Genomic DNA, 21,209 nt, shown 5'->3' on the forward strand with positions numbered 1-21,209 from the left:
TTCCTTGCGGTTAAAGAGAGTCATCGCCTGGCAGACGCGTGCTGCGCGCCTGGCGCGCCTCGTCTTCATGCAGGCTTTTCAGGGTGGCGTGAACAAAGCCGAGATGCTCCATCACCGTGCGCCGCGCCGTTTCCGCCTCGCCGGCGAGAATGGCGTCGAGCAGACGCTGATGCTGTTCGGTGAGGCGGGCGAAAATGGTCGGCTGGCTGTACATGCGCTGTCGGCTCTGCAGCACCGAGGACTGCAGCAGTTCAAAGAAGCCGCGCATGGTCTGCAGCAGCACCAGGTTGTGCGACGCCTCGGCGATGGCGAGATGAAAGCGCACGTCAGCCTGCGCGGCGAGGTCGGGATCGTCACGCTCCGTCAGCTTCAGCGTGGCGTCAAAGGCGAGCCGCAGCCGCTCTTTGTCCGCCTCGGTGGCGCGCTGCGCCGCGTACCAGGCGGTGCTCGCCTCTATCGCATGCCGCGCTTCGAGGATGTCATAGCGGTAGTCGGGATCGTCCTGCAGCAGCTGGCGCACCGGCGCGACGATGCGCTGTTCCGCCCAGGGCGCCAGCTGCTGACGCAGCCAGGTGCCGCCGCCGCGCCGGCTGATCAGCAGGCCGCTGCTCGCCAGCTGCTGCATCGCCTCGCGCAGCGATGAGCGCGACACGCCCAGCTCGGCGGCGAGCTGGCGCTCGGCGGGCAGCTTCATGCCGGGCGTCAGCTTGTGCTGGTCTATATAGCGTCGCAGCCGCACCGCCAGGTGCTCGGCCGCAGACGCGGTGGGATCGATCATGGCGCCATCCAGAAGCGGTTGGCCTGTTTTGGTCGGACCAGACAGGCAAGTAAAGTCGGTATGGGGTTAAAGAGTTAATGATTTGTTATGGAGAGACAACCGCACGGCGGGAATTTTTGCGCTTCTGTGAGATACGCTGAAAAGCGCGCCTTGATTGGTAGGACCAATTCAGCATGCGGCGCCCATAAAAAAGCCTCCAGAAGGAGGCCTGGTGCAACCGGACGGCGGTGTCAGGCGCTCTTCGCCAGCTTTTCCGCCGTCATCATCTCCATCGCCAGCGCAAACAACGGCTGCTGGTTCTGTTCTGCGTTTTCGGCGTAGCAGCCGATCATTGAGACAACCTTGTCAGCAGATAAGCTTTCACCGTGGACATGCAGCGTTAAGACTGCGCGGCCAACGATTTTCAGCACATCTTCATGTGATCCCTGGGCAATATTACTCAATGGAAAACCCTCAAACTGTCGTTGTAATAGAAGTATGGCGCGCTAAATATAAAGCAATTAACGTGATTATTTTATCGGCTGCATGTGTGAGATTTTTTAATGGTTAATTGTTTTGCTGGAGGAGAAAAAAAGGAATTATCTGATACTAAAAGAGATTAACTTTACCTGACGGCTATTTATCCAGCTATCGCTGGCCCTTATTCAGGTGGGTAAACTGCACGAAAAGTCCGCTCGGGGATGAAAACATTAAAAGATAACATCCATTCTCATGCATCTTCGGGTTATTCCTAATCGCCTGCGGCGCGAAGCTTTCGTTCAGGTAACCCTTTTCCGCGGTTGCCGCGCGACGCGCATTCTGCCAGACTTGCCGCGCGTTTTTTCTACCACCTTTTTGCCGCCGAGGCCGCCCGTGACCGCATTTACCACCCTTACCGATCTTCCCGCCAGCCAAATCGCCAACCTGAACGATATGGGTTACACCGAGATGACCCCTGTTCAGGCCGCCACGCTGCCCGCGATCCTGGCGCGCCGCGACGTGCGGGCGCAGGCCAAAACCGGCAGCGGCAAAACGGCGGCGTTCGGCATCGGCCTGCTGCAGCATATCGACAGCACCCGCTTCGTCACGCAGGCGCTGGTGCTCTGCCCGACGCGCGAGCTGGCGGATCAGGTCAGCAACGTGCTGCGTCAGCTGGCGCGCTTTACCCGCAATATTAAAATCCTCACCCTGTGCGGCGGCCAGCCCATCAGCGCGCAGCGCGACTCGCTGGTTCATGCGCCGCATATCGTGGTCGGCACGCCCGGCCGCATCCTCGATCACCTGCAGCGCGAAACCCTGAAGCTCGATCAGCTTGCCACGCTGGTGCTCGACGAGGCGGATCGCATGCTGGAGATGGGCTTCCGCGACGATATGGAAGCGGTGGCGGCGCGCACGCCCGCCAGCCGCCAGACGCTGCTCTTCTCCGCCACCTGGCCCGAGAGCATTGCGTCGCTCAGCGCGCGCTTTCAGCGCGACGCGCTGCATGTCGCCACGGAAGAGGTCAGCGAGCTGCCGGCTATCGAGCAAGAATTTATCGAGGCGAGCCCGAAGGAAAAGCTGCCGCTGCTGCAGGCGCTGCTGGCGCAGCGTCAGCCCGCCTCCTGCGTGGTGTTCTGCAACACCAAACGCGAATGCGACGATGTCGCCGCCGCGCTCAACCAGCAGGATATCAGCGCGCTGGCGCTGCATGGCGACCTTGAGCAGCGCGATCGCGAACGTGTGCTGATCCGCTTCGCCAACGGCAGCGGACGCGTGCTGGTGGCAACCGACGTGGCGGCGCGCGGGCTGGATATCAAAGCGCTGGCGATGGTGGTCAACTACCAGCTGGCGTGGGATCCGGAAGTGCACGTGCACCGCATCGGCCGCACCGGCCGCGCGGGCGAACAGGGCAGCGCGGTCAGCCTGGTGGCAGCAGATGAGATGGCGCGCGCCCATGCGCTGGAGGATTTCCTGCAGCAGCCGCTCAACTGGCTGGCGGCAAGCACCCTGAAAAAAGGGGCACGGCAGCCGCTGCCGGCGGCGATGATGACCCTCTGCATCGACGGCGGACGCAAAGCGAAGATACGTCCCGGCGATATTCTCGGCGCCCTTACCGGCGAAGCGGGTATGCGCGCCGACCAGATTGGCAAAATTGATATTACCCCCAGCCATGCGTACGTTGCCGTCGCGGCAGGCGAAGCCAAAGCGACGCTGGTGAAGCTGAAGCAGGGCAAAATTAAGGGCAAAAGCGTACGGGCGATCCTGCTGAAGGATTAAGCGAGCGGATCATGACGCGGCCCACGCCGGAGAGGCGCGGGCCGCAAAAGAGAGGCGTCGGCGATCGCTGCCGGTTACGGCTCGTCAATCTGCGTGACGTGCAGCACCGTTTTGTCGCCTTTACCGTGCACGCGGCCGCTGACGCGCACCTGCTCGTCCGCTTTATAGGTTTTGCCGCCAAAGGTTTTGGTCGGCGCGATAATGGTGATGGTGCCGGTGCTGTCGCGGAACTGATAGTTATCGCCCTGCTCTTTCTTCAGAATATAGCCTTCAAGCGTCACGTAACCGTCCTGACGAAAATCGCGGATCTGGTTGATATGGGTCTGTCCGGTGTCTTCTGACCCTTTATAGCCGGCGTCCTGTTTTTCCTGCGGCGGCGGCGTGGCGCCTGCTTCAAAACCGCCCTTTTCAGCCAGCGCCGGCAGGCTCAACAACGCTAACAGCGTAAACGTCATGACTTTTTTCATGGTGCGCTCCTTTAATGAAATTTTTCCGTTGTGACCTGTTAAGCCTGGCACAAGAATCGCTAATCGCCTGGCCAATCAATTTTACGCCGCTCTCTCTCACTTTTTAGCCCGTGGTGCCGATAACTTTATTATCACCCACTTTTGCCGCGCCACAGGCGGCAGCAAGGCAGAGCCTACGATGGATAATTTTCAAAAAGAGATAGATGAAAGAGCGAATCTGGCGTTATCGAACCGCTTTGAGCTGCTGCTGTTCCGCCTGGGCACCGATCAGGCAAAAGGCAAATCGGAGCTGTTCGGCATCAACGTGTTTAAGCTGCGCGAAATCGTGCCGATGCAGCCGATCACCCGCGCGGCAGGCATGCGTTCGCCGCTGCTGGGCATGACCAATATTCGCGGCCAGTTTATTCCGGTTATCGATCTGCCGGCGGTAGCGGGCTGCACGCCGGAAACCGGCCTGAACCTGCTGCTGGTCACCGAGTATGCGCGCAACACCCAGGCGTTCGCCGTGGAGTCGGTGGACAATATCGTGCGTCTCGACTGGAGCCAGGTGCATACCGCTGAAAAGGGCATCGGCGGCCGCAACATCACCAGCATCGCCTGCCTGGACGACGAGAAAGGCAGCAACAGCCTGGCGATGGTGCTCGACGTCGAACAGATCCTGTATGACGTTATCCCCTCGGTGCGCGGCGTCGAGCCGACGCCGGAAACGGTGCGCAACTTCAAGCTGAAGCCTGGCGCGGTGGCGATAGTGGCGGAAGATTCGAAAGTGGCGCGTCAGCTGCTGGAGCAGGGCCTGAAAAGCATGGGCATCCCCGCGTTAATGCATAACACCGGCCTGGAGGCCTGGATCAAGATCAAAGAGATGAGCGACGCGGCGCAGGCGGCGGGCGAGTCGATCCACGACAAGATTGCGCTGGTGCTGACCGACCTCGAAATGCCGGAGATGGACGGCTTTACCCTGACGCGCAATATCAAGCGCGAAGAGGCGCTGAAGCGCATTCCGGTGGTGATCCACTCATCGCTCTCCGGCAGCGCCAACGAAGATCACGTGCGTAAAGTCGGTGCCGACGGCTACGTCGCCAAGTTCGAAATCAACGAGCTTTCGTCAGTGATCCACAGCGTGCTGGAAAAAGCGCCCTGATCCACGCTGAACGCGCGACGCCCGTCGCGCGCTTCCTCTCTCTTTTCCGCCTTTTGCTCTCTTTGCTTTTCCCTGCTCGCCCGCGGCTTAACGGCGTTATTTCAACCGCTTATCCAGATTAATCAGTCGATCGCCTCGCGCCTCACCACCTCTTATCTGGCTAATGTATTCTGCCTGACACCGCTTTTTCGCCGCCGGATGGCACCGCTGACGCCAGGAAAAAATTAAAGTCAAAACAGAAACATCCGATAACCTGTGCGCCAGCTCTCATTTTACGCCGCGACTGGCGGCATAAGGGTTCGGCACAGGCAGCTAAGGAACAGGCGTTAAAAACTTAACTATTGCAGCGGAACGTTTATGTCTACGCGGGGAGAAGAGTGATGTGGAGTTTAAAAAATATGAAGGTCGGTGCGCGGCTTGCCATCGCCTTTGGCATTGTCGTGGTGCTGATGATCATCATCGGCGTGACCACCGTCAGCAAAATTCAGAGCATTAACAGCGGCATTTCTGCCATCGTCGACGACCGTTATGTCAAAGTGCGCCTCGCCTTCGACGTGCGCGACGGCGTCAACGATCAAATTAAATTTCTGCGCGGTCTGGTGATCGACACCACCCATCCCGACAGAAACCTCAAACGCTATGGGCAGCTGGATGAGGCGACCCAGCGCACCAACACCGCGATGCACCGCATCGCCGACATTCAGGTTACCGCCGTCGGCAAAAAGAAGATTCAGGGGCTGATTGAGGCGGGCCAGCAGTTTGAAAGCGCGAAAACCGCGCTGATTGCGCTGGTCAAAGCGGGCGACTTCGAAAATGCCAGCGTCTACGCGCTGAAAACCATGACGCCGTCGCAGAACGCCTTCCTGGAGGGCGCGCAAAAGTTCGCTAACTCGCAGGATACGCAGCTGCGCAGCGAAGGCCAGAGCATCGTCGCCGCCGCCAGCACCGCCATTACTATCACCCTGGCGTGCGCCGCGCTGGCGATCCTCGCCTCGATTCTGCTGGGCGTCTACCTGACCCGCTCTATCGTGCGTCCGCTGACTGAAGCGGTCGGGGTGGCGGAACGCGTCGCCGCGGGCGATCTCAGCTCGAAAATCACTATCGACAGCCGCGACGAAACCGGCGTACTGATGCGCGCGCTGCAGCAGATGAACGATAATTTGCTGAGCATCGTCACCGAAGTGCGCACCGGCTCCGATACCATTGCCGTCGCCTCGAACCAGATCTCCAGCGGCAACCTCGATCTCTCCACGCGCACCGAGCAGCAGGCCAGTTCGCTGGAGGAGACCGCCTCGGCGATGGAGCAGATGACCTCAACCGTGAAGCACAACGCCGACAACGCGCGCGAAGCAAATCAGCTGGTGGCGAACACCTCCGCCGTGGCGCGTGAAGGCGGCGAAGTGATGGAACAGGTGATTGTGAAGATGGAGGCCATCGCCCTGTCGTCGAAGAAAATCGTCGATATCATCAGCGTCATCGACTCTATCGCCTTCCAGACCAATATCCTGTCGCTTAACGCCGCCGTCGAAGCGGCGCGCGCGGGCGAACAGGGGCGCGGCTTCGCCGTGGTGGCGAGCGAAGTGCGCAACCTGGCGCAGCGCTCGGCGTCGGCGGCGAAAGAGATCAAGCTGCTGATTGAGGATTCCGTGTCGAAGGTAGAGGAAGGCAGCAGACTGGTTTCTCACGCCGGCTCCACCATTGGTGAAGTCGTTAACAGCGTGAAGAGCGTGGCGGGCATTATGAGTGAAATCACTATCGCCAGCAGCGAACAGAGCACCGGCATCAGCGAGATCAATATGGCGATCACCCAGATGGAAGCGGTGACGCAGCAGAACGCCGCGCTGGTGCAGGAAGCCTCAGCGGCCTCGCAGGCGCTGCAGGATCAGGCAGAGCGCATGGCGCAGGCGATGAGCGTGTTTAAAACCGGCGCGCTGCGTCCGGCGCAGTAGGTCAGCATCGGGCGGCCTTGTACAGGCCGCCCGAGCGGTTTAACGCAGATAAACCACAGAAACCTTGAACCCGGTGGTGTGTAGCGGATGAAGCACATCCATCAAAAAGCACGCGCCTTATACAGGGCGTAAAGACAGTAGTAAGCCGTAAAGCTGTTGAAGTTCATAATAATGTATTTCAGCTTTTCGTTACGGTTCAGCAGGATAAAAATCCCTTTCGAATATTTTCCGCGCTTAATCTCATTAATTTCCCGCGAGATTTCGTTGTGCGTAAACGAGTCGTGATACATCGAAGTAACAATCTGCATATCCAGCGCCAGCACCCGCTTCGACACCCCTTTGAGAAAATAGTCGAGGTCGCGATGCTGATATTTACGCATGATGGTGTCGTAAAGCCCGGTCAGGAACTGCTTGCGCGCCTTGAGTTCGTTGTACTGCACGCGCTTTTTTGACAGCGAATCCATCACGTTTTCGTAGTGATAGGCGGCGCTGTCAATCACCTGACAGTTGGTGATGCTGTTGAAATAGCGCAGGTTGAACAGCAGATCCTCGCTCATGGAGATCCCTTCGAGGAAATGCAGCCCGTTCGCCTCAATGACGCGTCGGCTGTAGCACTTGTTGTGCAGATAGCCGATGTTGTCGCTCATCTCCAGCTCGCCCAGCAGATAAGGCATCTCCTGCGCCGCAAAATAGCCATATTTACGGATGCTGCCGATGCGATCGTCCACCAGATTACCGACGATTAAATCCACCGGCCTGCCGTGGCTGTTTTCCAGCGTCTGCGCAAAGCTGGCGAGGAAGTGATCGTCCACCCAGTCATCGGCGTCGAGGAACAGAACAAAGTCCCCTTGCGCCTGCTGCAGTGCGCGATTACGCGCCGCGCTGACGCCGCTATTCGGCTGATGGATAACCTGAATATTCGGCTGGTAGCTAAACTCCTCCAGCAGCGCGGCGGTGTTGTCGGTGCTGCCATCATTGACCACGATAACTTCCCAGGCGTCGCAGGTTTGCTGCAGCACGCTGATAAGGGTTCTTCTCAGCGTCTTCTGCGCATTCCACGCGGGAATAATAATGCTGAACTTTGGTGTTGGAATCATTTTTAATTCCTCTTAACTATCTGAGGGTTTTGGCTTCGTTTAATAAAAACCATATTTTTTTAGGACTAAAAAAAGAGCGATGAATAGTGAACATCGGTTGAGCGGCAAAAAAGTAATTCAGCAGCGTAAACGAAAGCAGCTCGGTCAAAATCACGCTAAAGGCCGCGCCGGTTAGTCCATAGAGCGGCACCAGCACGGCAGAGGACACCAGGCAAATCAGCAGCACGAAAAAGGTTTTTTTCACCAGATAGGCGTAACCGTTGTATTTGATGATAAAGCGGTCCATGACGCTGCTCAGCAGGCCGAACATGGCGCCCAGACAGAGCCAGACCGTGGGTGCGACCGCATCCTGGTAGGCCGGGCCGTAAAAATAGTGAATAAAAGGCGGCGCCAGCAGCGCGACGGCGGCGATCACCATGGCCGACACCCCCACCACCAGCAGGTGCAGCTGCTGGATTTTAACGATGGCGCGTTTTGGGTCGCGCTCCGAGAAAAAGGCGGGATAGAAGGACGCCAGCAGCGCGTTGGGCAAAAAGACCCAGGCGCCGGAGAGCGTGAGTGCCACCGAGAAGACGCCCGCCTCTTTGACGCCGAGGAAGTAGCTGACGCTGAACTGGTTAAGGCGCGTGTAGAGCGCCACCGCGATCACCGAGAAGATCAGCGTGCCGCCGGAGGCGAGCATATAGCGCGAATAGGCCTTCAGCTGTTTACGGCTCGGCGCGCGCATCGCTCCTTCATAGCGGCGGAACAGCGCCAGTTTGATCACGAATGGAATAAAGGTCGCCAGCACGATCGGCAGCGCCAGCCAGGCGGGATCCAGCTCGAACCAGGAGATAGCAAAGCGGATCGAGAGGCTGACGATCAGGCCAACGGCGTTAGCAATCACGTTCAGCTTCGCATTCAGCATCGCCTCGTTAAAGACGTTGACCAAATCGATGGCGGAGAAAAGGCAGGCGACGGCGGCGGCGATAATAAAAATCTGCGCCTGCGAGGTCATCTCTTCACGCATTATCGCCATGCCCGCCGACGCCAGCAGCAGATAGAGGGTAAAGATCAGCACCGACGCGGAGAGCATCAGCTGAATGCCGGAGCCTTTATTCTGCGACAGCCGTTTCAGCAGGATCACGTCGCTGCCCATATAGGCCACCGTCTGCAAAAACTGAAACACCAGCAGCGAGAGGGAAATAATGCCGAAGGTGGTCGGCCCAACATATTTCGCCACGAATGAGGTGACGAAAATCAGGCCAAATACCGCAATGATCTTTTCGGCAATCATCCACAGCGAGTTCTGTAGTTTCTCTTTCATGATAAGGCTCCGCGCGCCGCGTTTTGCGCCAGCTTGCGCAGCTGCGACACCAGGCGCGGCGAACAGAAAAACAGCGTGAAGTAGAGACTCCAGCCGTTTACGATCATGCCTGACGAGAGATAGGATTTAAACGCCTGACGATAGCGGCGAATATGATCGTTAATAAAGGCGCGATTAAATTCGCCCGAGGCAATCGCTTTATATAAATAGGCGGAAGAGACCTTCAGCAGCAGGAAATAAAAAAACTTATCGTTGCTGCGCGTCAGCAGCCGCTGCATTTCGCTAAAGGAGCGCGCGAAAGAGAAATGTTTTTCCCGCACCGCTGAGCGGGTGGCAGAGTTTTCCGACTCAACGTAGTGATAAATCACGCTGTTGATGCAAATCACCCGCTGGCTGTCGAGCAGGCTGAGATACTGCATCACAAACAGCAGATCTTCGAAATTGGCGATCTGTTCGTTAAAGCGCAGCTGATGCGCGCGAATTAATTCGCCGTTAAAGAGTTTGTCGCAGATGCCGTGACGCGGATGAAAATAGAGCAGATCGTTCACCGCGTCGCGGGCGCTGAGCACGCGCTGCGCCTCGGCGGGAAATGCGCGCGCAATCGGCTCGCCCAGCGGCGTAAAGTGCTGCGACTCGCCGACAATCAGCCCGACGTGTTCATCGATCGGCGCCAGGCAGAGGCTGAGCGCGTCGGCAGGCAGAAAATCGTCCGCATCGACAAAGCGCAGCCAGCTGCCGCGCGACGCGGCAATGCCGGCGTTACGCGCCGACGAAACGCCGCCGTTGCGCTGGGTGATAATGCGCACCTGCGGATGATCGCGCCAGCTCTCCAGCATCAGCGGCGAACTGTCGGTGGAGCCGTCGTCAATCAGGATCAATTCGACGCGCGGCACCCGCTGCGCCAGCACGCTCTCAACGCAGCGAATAATCGACTCTTCGGCGTTATACACCGGCACGATTACGCTAATTAACGGGTTGTTCAGCGTCACCATAAATCCTCTGGAAAAATCCTGTTGCGGCTGCGGGAAAATAAGCAGCCATAACCGCAATAAACGTTTAGTACCGGGATCGCTTGAGCGTTTTTTCTTTTTCCCCGAAAGGTGGTCGAGAGACTCAAGAAAAAAGCAGCATTGAATGAAGAGATATTACGTGTCGCTTTTATTACGTCAATGGGGGGAAGGTGAAACCGGAATTTCCGTATGACCGCTCTGTTTTCTCATCAGAATGGATGGATAAGCGGGCGTTACGCTTTACATTAAGAATTATCCCGGCAATGAGAAATAACCTTGACCTACGCTTTATTACGTACGTCGCGCGCCCTCGCCGATCGACGAAAAATAGCTTTTCGCGTTCGGATTTATCCTGGAGAAAAAAAAGAGAAAACGCTGTGATTTCAGGGGCGGAACATCTTTATGCAGCTATTGCATTAAGCGGCCTTCATCATCGATTATTCGCGACACGCTTTTTAATTATTAGCCGTCGGTAATGCACTCTTAAGCTTGAGAGCGGAATGTTATTAAATTCTGATGCCAGATTAAACAGGCAGAATAGCGAATAAAGGGCGAAAAAGTGGGAAAAATTTAGCGTGGTTAATGTGATCGCTGTCGCGTAAATGTGGGGTGTCAGGTTAGGAATTGGGTGAGGCGTCAGGACAGAGAGAAACCAGGCACGGGCGCGGCGCAGAGAGGTGAAGGGCTGGCCTCAGCCCTTCACGCAAAATATTACAGGGAATTCAGGGCGTTCATCACCGCGTCCGGCATACTCGGCCTGCCGTTGCTCAGGCAGGTGGCCACGAAGGTCGCTTCGGCATACACCACGCCGTCGACTTTGATCTGCTGGACAAAGTTAACCCGATTGCGCTTTTCGTTCTCCTCCAGCGCACAGGTGACCTCCAGACGATCGCCCTTTTGCAGGCTTTTACGGAAGCGCAGCGAGTACTCCAGCACCATGTAGAGCCGTCCCTGCTTGAACTCCTCTTCAATGTCGATGCCGAGCGCCTCGCGCATATAGGCGTGACGCGTCCACTCCATATAGAAGGGGTAGTAGAGGCCATCGACGATGCCCTGGAAATCGATATGGTTTTCATCAACCTCGTAATGCTTAGCGAACATATCCGTATCCTGTCGTGGTGAGTAAATAGATTAACAGACTGATTTTGCTAATCTAACCTGAGGAGGGGGTGGATGCATCGCTTTTCTGCCGCGCGGAGAGGTCAGGTTTAGGTCGGTAGACACGAGGTCGGCCATGCGCCAGCATTGATATAGATCATATAAAATAGGGCAAAACCAGGTTATTAGTTATTTATATTTTTCCTGCCTTGTACTAAAAGATTTTGAAATTTAATTAATGCCCCTGGATAAAATGGAATCTTATATGAGCTTTATAAAACGGAGCTTTACTGTGTTGTTATTGACATTTAGCTGCGCAACCTATGCGTCTGCCCACCTGTCACAACAGGAAAAATTAGAGAAAACGCGTTACTTTTCCATCGGAATGAACGGATTCGTTGGAAAAATCAGTGATGGTGAGAAAATATATCGGGAAATAATTAAAGATAGCAAGGCAGAAAAGACCTTTATTAATATATTCAAAGGTGAGAATTCCACTAATGAAGCTAAACTTTACGCTGCCTGCGGACTTTATGCACTGAACTCAAAAGAACTTGATTCATTGCCTCATGAAAATAACAATGAATATGTCACCCTTCTTCAGGGGGATATCCTCTACAAAAAACGGTTTAATGACGTTATAAAATCAATTAAATCAAACGGATGCGAATAGATAAAAATAAATTTTACTCAAAAAATGAGAATGTAATGAGACCGCTAAATAAAGAAATGATGGAGAATGTGAAGGGAGGAATGAACTGGACGGGCAATCGAGAATCCGCGAACGTAGCTGACCTTAGATTGAGGTAACAACCCCCCTCTTGAAATAAGGTTTTGTCTTTCGCAACTGAAAACCGTTAACTTTTAACCGCCAGAGAAGCCTATCTAACCTAAAGTCGGCTCTATTTCGCAAGGTAAGCATAGACATCAAAGATGGATCTGTGCGATTGACAAGACGTTGTCGAGGAATTGCCGGAAACAGGAGTCGAACCTGCGACCTTCGCATTACGAATGCGCTGCTCTACCAACTGAGCTACACCGGCATATAGGTGGGGACTACGGGGCAATACGTTAGAAAAAAGCGGCACCTCCGTCAAGAGCCGCAGCGCGCGGATGCTGCTTTTCTCGTCATCTGACCATCAAAACCGCCCTGCCGCGTCGTCGCTCTGCGCGTTCAGCCGTCAGAAACAAAAAAAGGCGAGGCCGCAGCCTCGCCAAAAACGTGCTTCTCATCAATCGTAATAAGGAACCTTGCGGTCGGTACCATTGATATTGATCAGCACAAAGCCCGAAGGCGTGGTTTTATTTGTCGGCGTACCCGCGGTCGTCGCGAGCGTAAGTACACCTTTCTCGTTGGCGCCGATACCCGCCAGTCCATTATGCAGGCCAAAGCGTGCCGCCGGTTTCAGCGTCCCCATTTTAGTGGTGTCCGTCACCACCGACATGTCGGACTGGAACAGCGAGCAAGAACCGGCATCGAAGCGCGTCGGGCCGGTACATTGCAGGTTGAACATGGTGTCCCCACTGTTCGCGGCTAGCTTTACCCAGACCACCGCGTAGGTGGTGCCGACGCGGCTGTAACGGATATCCTTCACCGCCGGCTGCCCCATATGGCAGGCGTCCGCCCAGACGGTTTCCAGCCGCTGCAGGTTAATCCAGGTTTTACCGGTCCCCACCATATTCACCGGCGTGGTGGCGGTGGCGGATGGCGAGGTGGCGTCGCCTTTGCCGATCATCTCAATCACCCACTGCTGGTTGGCGTTGGGGAAAAAGAACTGACCCAGGCGATACCAGTTTTCGGTGTCGGTGTTGTTAGTGACCTTATAACCGCTGAAATACCCTACCCGCAGCGAGCCGGTCATAAAGGTGCCGTGGTTTTCATCGCGGCGATAACCGTACTCGAACGTTGAGAGCCAGCGGCCGCTGGCGGCATCCTGCGAAATCCTGGCGCCCGACTGCAGGCCGATCTGACGCATCACCACGCGCGCATTGTTGAGGTTGAACGGGTTGCCGCAATCCTCAATGTTCAGCGTGTCGATGGTCCAGCCGCCGTCGGAGAGATCGCCGGGGTTACGCGTGTGCTCGATCCAGACGTTACGCAGGATCCCCTGGGTCACGCGCGGCATATAGAGCGTGGCGTCGCCGTAGCCGGTCTGGAAGTTGGCGTTGGACAGCTCGATAGCCGTTGAGTGGTCCCAGACGCCTTTCGGTGAGTTTGACCAGCCCACATCAAACACGCGCGAATAGGTGTAGAGGGTATAGATCTGGTCAAACTTACTGTCGAGCGTATCCAGCAGCTTGAACACCGTGCCGCCGGTGTTCTGCGCGCGGAAGCAGTGAATATTCACCGTTTCCCCTTCGATACAGGTGTTCTCAAAGAACGGCTGGTTATTGCTCACCAGATCGGCGGTGATGGTGCCGGTATTTTTCACGGTATCAGCGCTGGCCTGGCCGTTCCACGCCATCCCGCTGATCACCGTGCGGCGCGCTTTCACCTTGAACACCGGCGTGGCGGTTTTATCGGAGATAATGGTGGTGCGCGGCAGCGAGCCGAGCGGCGAGTCGTCGCCGAGCAGGCCAAAGAAGGTCGCTTCCGTGGCGCTCAGATCGATAGGCTTGATCAGGAACTTACCGCCAGGGAAACGCACCGGCAGCGCGACGCAGTTGGCGTTCCAGGTTTTGGTCCAGTTGTACATGCGCATAAAAGCCGCGGTGTCGTCGGTGTAGCCATCCCCTTTCGCGCCGAAGTGCAGCACGTTCAGCTCGGCGGGATCGTTGATGGTGCGCTTCCAGTAGAAGCCGTCGCCCACCGCGATGGTGCCGCCGTCATCTGCCAGCGTGGTGGTGCCGAGATAGCCGATAAAGTCACCGCCGCCACGGAAGGTAGAGTCCTTGTCGTAGTAGCGGTTCAGGCTGGCGACCTGGCCTGCAGCTGCGGGTTTGGTGGTACGCAGTTCGGCAAAAGAGTTCACTTCAATCATGGTATCCTCCTCAGGATATTAACGGTTTGATGCATCAATGTTTTTCAGGTTTGGCCGGCTGGCCGCAGAGCTGGTCCCACATGTCGTTGTGGGTATTGATGGCGCGAACGGTGCGCACGTCTATGCGCTGCGCGTCGTCGCCGTGGGTGTAAATCGGGGAAAAAAGCACGCAGGCCGAATCGGTGACGGCCACGGGCTCAGGGCTGGTTGTATTTCGACTGCTGCAGCTTGTCGCGAGCAGCAGCGTCATCAAGATTGCTGTTTTCGGTTGCAACACGGCTTGCCTCCTCACGATGCTGTTGTTGCTGCTGCGCGACGGCGGCGGTTTGCGCCGCCTCTTTCTGCGCGCTCTCCGTATCGGCTTTGGCCTGCTGCTGCACCTTGCCGATCTTTTTGCCGCCGAAGTAGCTGGCGCCGAGCGCGGCAATCAGCGCGCCGACGACGGCGATCCAGTGCCAGCCGCCGCTTAGCAATGCGGTGAATAGACTCATGGTTTTTTCGCCTCTAACTGTTGCTTCTGCTGCACCAGATTCTTCTGCCGCACAAACTGCGCGATCACGCCCATCGCCACCATAAAGGCGCCGATCATGCCGAGGTAGTTGTGGGGAAGAATGGACTTCACGTCTTCCGGCAGCGTGTTCCACGCGTCCAGCGACGCCGAAGGAAAGGATTGCACCCAGGCGCTGAGCATTGAACCGAGCGACGCCAGCCAGACCGACCAGGTTTTAAACAGCAGGCGCGCGTGCGCCACAAACTCCAGCGTGGTAAAGCGCTGCATGATCAGCAGCACGACGATGACCGTCAGCACGGCGATAATAAAAATCAGCCATTTCATAGCAGCCCCCGATAGACGTCGTAGGTGCCGCTGCGCATCACTTCGGCGTGACGACGGGCGCGACCCGGCGTCTGACGCGCCCACAGGCTGTTCAGCATGGCGTTGGCCGCGCTGTCGTAATTTTCCGCCGCTACCGCGCTCAGCATGCTTTTAAACAGGGTCAGGCCGTCGACGCCCAGCTGATACGCCATGCTGTAGAGCACGTCACTGCGCGCGTCGTTGCACTTCGCCAGCGCCTGCTGCAGCAGCGGACGACTCTGCATCTGCTGCGCTTTGCCCTCAATGATGCACTTCTTCCAGACGTCCCCTACCTGACGCGGCACGCGGAACACGTAGTTGCTGAGCGCTGCGCCTTTCGGCCCGATGCGAATGCCGCCCGCCACGGTGGGAAACCCCTGCGTGTCGAGATAGGGCGCTTCCACATATCCCTCTTCAAAATTAAGAATTTCAATAATCTGGCTCATAAGCATTCCTCTTTTCCGGGCATGGGAAAGTTTTCCCGATGCGACAGCGACAGTTAAATCGCACTGATCAGTGCCAGGAATTACCCCAGCGTCACCCCATGCGAAACCTGCAGCGGGACTAAACAGTGCGTTGAGAATTCCCGTCCAGACGAAACGGGAGAAAAAGGTGAAGTAAAGCGGGTCAGGCAAGAAAAGGAGCAGGTTCAGCGCACGGCGTAGATATGCACGTGCGGCAGGCAGCAGTTGTCAAAACTTGCCGGTTCTGAACGGTTTACATGTGTCGATGTTATCGCCCGATCGACGCGTGAGGTCACCGGGCGCTGAACAATGCGTTCAGCGCGACGTAAGGGGGGGGTTTCGGGTTCGCAGCCCAGCGCCTGGTCGATGCTGAGCTTCAGTCTGCTAAGCGGCTGGCGCCGCCGATGCCTGCGGGTGCGGGCGTTACCAACAAATACGCTTTTGCCATAGTGTATTATCGCCATAACTCCTCCTGTGAATGAGTCTTTGGCGATGGGGTGGCAGGCGCGGGTTTTCGGCAAGCCGAACCGTCCCGGATACCGCGTTTTACGCTCACGGCGCAGTGCCCCGGCTGTAATAACAGCCAGGCTAAGCGCGAGTAGGGAGAAAAAGGCGGCATCTGACGACGCTGCATGTGCGCATCCACCCCATCCCAAAGTTCACTGACTTTGGATGGTTTGATTCGCGCTTGTGCAGCGCCTCGATTGTTTAAGAGCGGCTCAGTCCATGAGTAAGGTGCTTCGTTGGTCCACGCTCAAATTATTAACCTGTTCTTATGCTTTATCAAACACTGACAGTTAATTTTTTATTTACTATTGGTTAAATTTTTGAATTTTGCTGAGTTATTTTTTTCTACAGGGTGGCGCGGACCGGTTTTTAGCCGGTCTTTAGCCCAAAATCTGGTAGTGACGCGCCTGACTCAGGATCACTTTGGCCACCACCTGCATGCTGTCGACATCCTCCCGATTAAGATACCAGGTTTCGTAACGCTTATTGTCTGAAATAACAGCAATTTTTTTATGCTGCAGCTGCAGACGCTTGAGATAGAGCTGATTATCCAGCGTAAAAATGTAGATGCCGTCGCCGTCGAAAATCTTCACGCTGATATCCACAAACAGCTGATCGCGCGGCGCGAAGGTCTCGACCATCGAATCGCTGTTGATGGCGATCAGGCGAATGTTTTCTGCCGGACGGCCGTTGAACAGCACGCGCGCCTCATCGACGCCATACTCGATGGCGTGGATGGTTTCGACGAACTCGTCGCGCGTATGCAGCCCGGACGCCGACTTTTGCCCAATATCGAGGCTTTCAATACGAAAGACATTGCGCTGCGCGTTGAGGCTGTCGAGCGACAGCGACGCAGCAGGCTTCTCCATTCCATATTGCAGCCACTCCACGCGTACGCCCAGCAGACGGCTTAGCGCCAGCAAATTATTGTCATCGGGAATGGACTGGGCGTTAAACCACTTCCAGACCCCCGGCGTCGATATTTTGCACCCCAACTGCTGTAACGCTCTGGCAACCTGTTTGTTTCGTCCATGTCCGACAATTCCCGCGCTTTCGCACGCGGCAATCAGCCTGGCAGTAAAAGCTTGTCTCGTACTCTCTTTTTTAACCATTAGTTAATAATCTGCCATAGAGGAGATACTGAATGTTATTTTCATTATTGCTACCAGTTCATTTTATATTACCGTCCGTTTGCTACCCAATTGCTTTTGTAAAGCAGCGCTAATTATCATTATCTTCTTCGCAGGGCACGCAGCCAGTCTCAAACCCTTTACAGCCTGACGCAGCGCGGCTTTCAGGAATGTTCTGTAGAAAAATGCGCAAAAAACATGCGGCCGCCCTACAGAAAAAATAGTTGCCTCCAGGCGCGCCGTGCGGGGTGCCTGAAAACTCCAAAATTAGCTGGTTCGAAAAAACGGCGTCAAAAAAAAGGGCGCCCGTCGCGGACACCCTTTTTGTTAAATAAAAACGCGATCAGGGGCGCAGCGTATCGTCGCCCCACGCCACCCATTTGTAGGTGGTCAGCGCCTCCAGCCCCATCGGGCCGCGCGCGTGCAGCTTTTGCGTGCTGACCGCCACTTCCGCGCCGAGGCCAAACTGGCCGCCGTCGGTAAAGCGCGTGCTGGCGTTGACATAGACCGCCGAGGAGTCGACCTGCTTCACAAAGCGGCTGGCGTTTTGCGTGCTGCGCGTCAGGATGGCGTCGGAGTGCTGGGTGCCGTGCGCGCGGATATGGTCGATTGCCGCATCCATGTCATCCACCAGCTTGACGTTGAGATCCAGCGACAGCCACTCATCGTCGTAGTCGCCCTCTTCTACCGGCGTGACCTGGGCAGGACCGTCCTGAAGGCGCGCCAGCAGGTTGTCGTCGGCGTGCAGCGGGATCCCCTCCTGCGCCATGCGCGCCGTGAACGCCGGTAAAAAGCGGTCGGCGATGGCGCGATGGATCAGCAGGGTTTCCAGCGAGTTGCAGGCGCTCGGGCGCTGTTTCTTGGCGTTGACGATCACCTCCAGCGCTGGCGCGATCTCCATGGTTTCGTCGAGATAGATATGGCAGACGCCGATACCGCCGGTGATCACCGGAATGGTGGAGTTTTCGCGGCACAGCTTGTGCAGGCCTGCCCCGCCGCGCGGGATCAGCATATCGACATAGCGATCCAGCTTCAGCAGCTGGTTCACCAGCTCGCGGTCTGGGTTTTCAATCGCCTGAACCGCCGCCGCCGGCAGCCCATATGCCTGAAGCGCATTCTGGATGACGCGCACCGTCGCCGCGTTGGTGCGCCACGTCTCTTTACCGCCGCGCAGGATCGCCGCGTTGCCGGTTTTCAGGCAGAGGCTGGCGACATCCACCGTGACGTTGGGGCGCGCCTCGTAAATGACGCCGACCACGCCGAGCGGAACGCGGCGCCGTTCGATGCGCAGGCCGCTGTCGAGCTGGCCGCCGTCAATCAGCTGGCCGACCGGATCGGCGAGCTGGCACACCTTGCGCACGTCATCGGCGATGGCGCTCAGCCGCTGCGGGTTGAGCGTCAGACGGTCGAGCAGCGCGGCGCTCATGCCGTTGGCGCGCGCATCGGCGAGATCCTGCTCGTTAGCCGCCAGAATCGCCTCGCGCTCGGCGTCAAGGCGATCGGCGATGGCGAGCAGCACCAGGTTTTTTTCAGCGGTCGACAGGTCGGCCAGTTTATATGCGGCGCCGCGCGCCGCTTTTCCCATTTCTTCAAGCACTGGAACGCTCCTTAACTGACGATCATATCGTCGCGATGCACGGCCACCGGACCGTATTCATAGCCGAGGATCTCCCCGATCTGCTGGCTGTGATGGCCAGCAATGATACGCAGCGCGTCGCTGTTGTAGCGCGAGACGCCGTGGGCGATATCGCGGCCCTGCAGGCTGCGAATGCGGATCACCTCGCCGCGTGAAAAGTTGCCGCTTACCTCGCGAATGCCTTTCGGCAGCAGCGAGCTGCCGCGCTCCAGCATCGCCGCCAGCGCGCCGTCGTCTACCGTGATTTCTCCTGCCGGCGGCGCGCCGAAGATCCAGCGCTTGCGGTTCTCCAGCGGCGTCTGCATGGCGTGAAAACGGGTGCCGACCGGCTTGCCGGCGATCACGTCGGCGATCACGTCTGGGCGACTGCCCGCGGCGATAATGGTGTCGATGCCGGCGCGACAGGCGACGTCGGCCGCCTGCAGCTTGGTGGACATGCCGCCGGTGCCGAGGCCGGAGACGCTGTCGCCCGCCAGCGCGCGCAGCGCGTCGTTGATCTCATGCACGTCGCTAATCAGCTCCGCCTGCGGGTTACTGCGCGGATCGGCGGTGAACAGCCCCTGCTGGTCGGTCAGCAGCAGCAGCTTGTCGGCGCCGCCCAGCATCGCCGCCAGCGCCGACAGGTTATCGTTGTCGCCGACTTTGATCTCCGCCGTGGCCACCGCGTCGTTTTCGTTGATCACCGGCACGATATGGTTATCCAGCAGCGCGCGCAGGGTGTCGCGGGCGTTGAGAAAACGCTCGCGATCTTCCATGTCGGCGCGGGTCAGCAGCATCTGGCCGATATGGATGCCGTAGATGGAAAAGAGCTGTTCCCACAGCTGAATTAAACGGCTCTGCCCCACCGCAGCCAGCAGCTGCTTTGAGGCGATGGTAGGCGGCAGGTCGGGGTAGCCCAGGTGTTCGCGTCCGGCCGCCATGGCGCCCGAGGTGACGATCACGATGCGATGGCCCGCCGCGTGCTGCTGCGCGCACTGACGAACCAGCTCCACCATATGCGCCCGATTTAACCGGCGTGACCCGCCGGTAAGGACGCTGGTACCCAATTTGACCACCAGGGTCTGACTGCCGCTCATATTTCCTGCCGTTTCAGTAAAAAAGAAAAAATTTCTGCGAAGGGACGTTTTATCAGGAGTCGCAAGCGAAGCCAACTCTCCGCCGGGGAAAAGCGCGAAATTCCCCGGACAATTCGCTAGACCAAAAGTTCGCACATCACAAGAAACCCGAAAAAATGTCATAAAACCTTCATCAACTCCCGGTAAAACGTCCCCTGTCTTATAAGCCCTTCTCAGGGGCATAACACATTTTACTCATTGGGATTGATAGCAAATGAAGAAAAGTACACTGGCATTGGTGGTATCTGCTCTGGCGCTGACTTCTACTGCTCACGCGGCGGAAGTGTATAACAAAGACGGCAACAAGCTGGACTTCTACGGCAAAGTAAAAGCGATGCACTACCTGAGCGACGCGGACAGCCAGGATGGAGACAAATCCTATGTGCGTATCGGCTTCAAGGGCCAGACCCAGATCAACGACCTGATGACCGGTTACGGCCAGTGGGAATACCAGTATAACGTCAACAACTCTGAAGGCTCCGACGCCAACAGCGGCAACAAAACCCGTCTGGGCTTTGCCGGTCTGAAATTTGGTCCGTATGGCTCTATCGACTACGGCCGCAACTACGGCGTGCTCTATGACGTCGAAGCCTGGACCGACGTGTTCCCGGAGTTTGGCGGCGACGGCACGGCGCGTTCCGACAACTTTATGACGCAGCGCACCACCGGCGTCGCGACTTACCGCAACAACAACTTCTTCGGTCTGGTTGACGGCCTGCGCTTTGCGCTGCAGTACCAGGGCCGCAACGACGCTAACGGCGGCAACTCACGCACCGACATCAACCGCCAGAACGGCGACGGCTACGGCGCGTCGCTGGGCTACACGATCGGCGACACCGGCATCAGCGTGATGTCGGCGATCACCTCATCCGACCGCACCAACCAGCAGCAGGCGCGCGTCTACGGTCAGGGCGACCGCGCGGACTCCTGGGGCGCGGGCGTCAAGTATGACGCCAACAGCGTTTACCTGGCGGCAATCTACACCGAAACGCGCAACATGACGCCGTTCAGCGGCACTGACCGCGCCACGGGTCTGGCGGCTGCGGGCGCGGCGAACAAAGCGCAGAACATCGAGCTGGTGGCGCAGTATCAGTTTGATTTCGGCCTGCGTCCGTCGCTCGGCTACGTGCAGACCAAAGGCAAAGATATCGAAAACGGCATCGGCGACGCGGATCTGGTGAAATATATCGACGTGGGCGCCACCTACTACTTCAACAAAAATATGTCGGCGTTCGTGGATTACAAAATCAACCAGCTGGACGACGACAACCGTCTGAGCCTGAACAACGACGACGTGGTTGCCGTGGGTATGACCTACCAGTTCTAAAAATCTGACGCCGCCGCGACGCGATGCGCGACGGCGACAGTGCTTTCCCCTCAATGTGTCTGATAAACAAGGGCCGCCTCATCAGCGGCCCTTTCTTTATACAGCTCCATAGTCA

The 21,209-nt window shown here is 57.1% G+C and carries 20 protein-coding genes and 1 tRNA gene; 5 read left to right on the plus strand and 16 right to left on the minus strand.

The window, feature by feature from the left end:
* Window positions 1–10: 10 nt before the first annotated feature.
* Window positions 11–778 (minus strand): transcriptional regulator LldR, encoded by a 768-nt coding sequence (gene lldR / locus MC269_RS14310; protein ID WP_239952804.1) that lies wholly within the window; start codon window positions 776–778, stop codon window positions 11–13.
* 852 nt (window positions 779–1,630) lie between these two features.
* Here lldR and dbpA point away from each other — a divergent pair.
* Window positions 1,631–3,013: an ATP-dependent RNA helicase DbpA gene (gene dbpA / locus MC269_RS14315; RefSeq protein WP_239952805.1), complete on the plus strand. Its 1,383-nt coding sequence runs from the start codon at window positions 1,631–1,633 to the stop codon at window positions 3,011–3,013.
* A 74-nt stretch (window positions 3,014–3,087) separates the two neighbouring features.
* Here the strand turns inward: dbpA and MC269_RS14320 are convergent, their stop codons facing one another.
* Window positions 3,088–3,480 (minus strand): YgiW/YdeI family stress tolerance OB fold protein, encoded by a 393-nt coding sequence (locus tag MC269_RS14320; RefSeq protein WP_239952806.1) that lies wholly within the window; start codon window positions 3,478–3,480, stop codon window positions 3,088–3,090.
* A 178-nt stretch (window positions 3,481–3,658) separates the two neighbouring features.
* On the opposite strand from MC269_RS14320, the gene MC269_RS14325 reads away from it, so the two are divergent.
* Window positions 3,659–4,621 carry a chemotaxis protein gene (locus tag MC269_RS14325; RefSeq protein ID WP_081139200.1) on the plus strand — a complete coding sequence of 321 codons (963 nt, stop codon included), beginning with the start codon at window positions 3,659–3,661 and terminating at the stop codon, window positions 4,619–4,621.
* Window positions 4,622–5,001: 380 nt separating this feature from the next.
* Window positions 5,002–6,570 (plus strand): methyl-accepting chemotaxis protein, encoded by a 1,569-nt coding sequence (locus MC269_RS14330; protein WP_239952807.1) that lies wholly within the window; start codon window positions 5,002–5,004, stop codon window positions 6,568–6,570.
* 101 nt (window positions 6,571–6,671) lie between these two features.
* Here the strand turns inward: MC269_RS14330 and MC269_RS14335 are convergent, their stop codons facing one another.
* The 4 genes from MC269_RS14335 to MC269_RS14350 all read right to left on the minus strand — a co-directional run bounded on the left by MC269_RS14335 (window position 6,672) and on the right by MC269_RS14350 (window position 11,084).
* Window positions 6,672–7,667, minus strand: coding sequence for a glycosyltransferase family 2 protein (locus tag MC269_RS14335; protein WP_239952808.1), 996 nt, complete (start codon window positions 7,665–7,667; stop codon window positions 6,672–6,674).
* Between the two features lie 16 nt (window positions 7,668–7,683).
* On the minus strand, window positions 7,684–8,973 hold the full coding sequence (locus MC269_RS14340) for an oligosaccharide flippase family protein (RefSeq protein WP_239952809.1): 1,290 nt from the start codon (window positions 8,971–8,973) through the stop codon (window positions 7,684–7,686).
* Window positions 8,970–9,965, minus strand: coding sequence for a glycosyltransferase (locus MC269_RS14345; RefSeq protein ID WP_239952810.1), 996 nt, complete (start codon window positions 9,963–9,965; stop codon window positions 8,970–8,972). Before MC269_RS14345 ends, MC269_RS14340 begins: the two co-directional genes overlap by 4 nt.
* A 729-nt stretch (window positions 9,966–10,694) precedes the next feature.
* Window positions 10,695–11,084, minus strand: a complete 390-nt coding sequence (locus MC269_RS14350; RefSeq protein WP_239952811.1) for a thioesterase family protein — start codon at window positions 11,082–11,084, stop codon at window positions 10,695–10,697.
* A 250-nt stretch (window positions 11,085–11,334) separates the two neighbouring features.
* Here MC269_RS14350 and mchS3 point away from each other — a divergent pair, with 250 nt between their 5' ends.
* Window positions 11,335–11,754 carry an MchS3 family protein gene (mchS3, locus tag MC269_RS14355; RefSeq protein WP_239952812.1) on the plus strand — a complete coding sequence of 140 codons (420 nt, stop codon included), beginning with the start codon at window positions 11,335–11,337 and terminating at the stop codon, window positions 11,752–11,754.
* A gap of 297 nt (window positions 11,755–12,051) precedes the next feature.
* On the opposite strand, the gene MC269_RS14360 is transcribed toward mchS3, so the two are convergent.
* The 10 genes from MC269_RS14360 to proB form a co-directional block, all read right to left on the minus strand.
* Window positions 12,052–12,124, minus strand: a tRNA-Thr gene (locus tag MC269_RS14360).
* Between the two features lie 189 nt (window positions 12,125–12,313).
* On the minus strand, window positions 12,314–14,062 hold the full coding sequence (locus MC269_RS14365) for a glycosyl hydrolase family 28-related protein (protein ID WP_081139181.1): 1,749 nt from the start codon (window positions 14,060–14,062) through the stop codon (window positions 12,314–12,316).
* Between the two features lie 34 nt (window positions 14,063–14,096).
* Window positions 14,097–14,255, minus strand: coding sequence for a hypothetical protein (locus MC269_RS14370; RefSeq protein ID WP_158083428.1), 159 nt, complete (start codon window positions 14,253–14,255; stop codon window positions 14,097–14,099).
* Between the two features lie 4 nt (window positions 14,256–14,259).
* Window positions 14,260–14,553 (minus strand): hypothetical protein, encoded by a 294-nt coding sequence (locus MC269_RS14375; RefSeq protein WP_239952813.1) that lies wholly within the window; start codon window positions 14,551–14,553, stop codon window positions 14,260–14,262.
* Window positions 14,550–14,897 (minus strand): hypothetical protein, encoded by a 348-nt coding sequence (locus tag MC269_RS14380; protein WP_239952814.1) that lies wholly within the window; start codon window positions 14,895–14,897, stop codon window positions 14,550–14,552. Before MC269_RS14380 ends, MC269_RS14375 begins: the two co-directional genes overlap by 4 nt.
* A complete protein-coding gene (locus tag MC269_RS14385; protein WP_239952815.1) occupies window positions 14,894–15,361 on the minus strand; it encodes a glycoside hydrolase family protein in 468 nt (155 codons plus the stop codon). Before MC269_RS14385 ends, MC269_RS14380 begins: the two co-directional genes overlap by 4 nt.
* A gap of 203 nt (window positions 15,362–15,564) precedes the next feature.
* Complete coding sequence (locus MC269_RS18870; protein WP_371824344.1) at window positions 15,565–15,843, minus strand: hypothetical protein; 279 nt, start codon at window positions 15,841–15,843, stop codon at window positions 15,565–15,567.
* 423 nt (window positions 15,844–16,266) lie between these two features.
* Window positions 16,267–16,998, minus strand: a complete 732-nt coding sequence (locus MC269_RS14390) for a S24 family peptidase (RefSeq protein ID WP_371824345.1) — start codon at window positions 16,996–16,998, stop codon at window positions 16,267–16,269.
* A gap of 361 nt (window positions 16,999–17,359) precedes the next feature.
* Complete coding sequence (gene proA, locus MC269_RS14395) at window positions 17,360–18,613, minus strand: glutamate-5-semialdehyde dehydrogenase (protein ID WP_239952817.1); 1,254 nt, start codon at window positions 18,611–18,613, stop codon at window positions 17,360–17,362.
* Window positions 18,614–18,624: 11 nt separating this feature from the next.
* Window positions 18,625–19,728 carry a glutamate 5-kinase gene (proB, locus tag MC269_RS14400; RefSeq protein WP_239952818.1) on the minus strand — a complete coding sequence of 368 codons (1,104 nt, stop codon included), beginning with the start codon at window positions 19,726–19,728 and terminating at the stop codon, window positions 18,625–18,627.
* Between the two features lie 253 nt (window positions 19,729–19,981).
* On the opposite strand from proB, the gene ompC reads away from it, so the two are divergent.
* A complete protein-coding gene (ompC, locus tag MC269_RS14405) occupies window positions 19,982–21,094 on the plus strand; it encodes a porin OmpC (RefSeq protein ID WP_081139165.1) in 1,113 nt (370 codons plus the stop codon).
* Window positions 21,095–21,209 lie beyond the last annotated feature (115 nt).

The sequence above is a fragment of the Pantoea sp. Z09 genome, from assembly GCF_022394795.1.
Taxonomy (GTDB): Bacteria; Pseudomonadota; Gammaproteobacteria; order Enterobacterales; family Enterobacteriaceae; genus Pantoea; species Pantoea latae.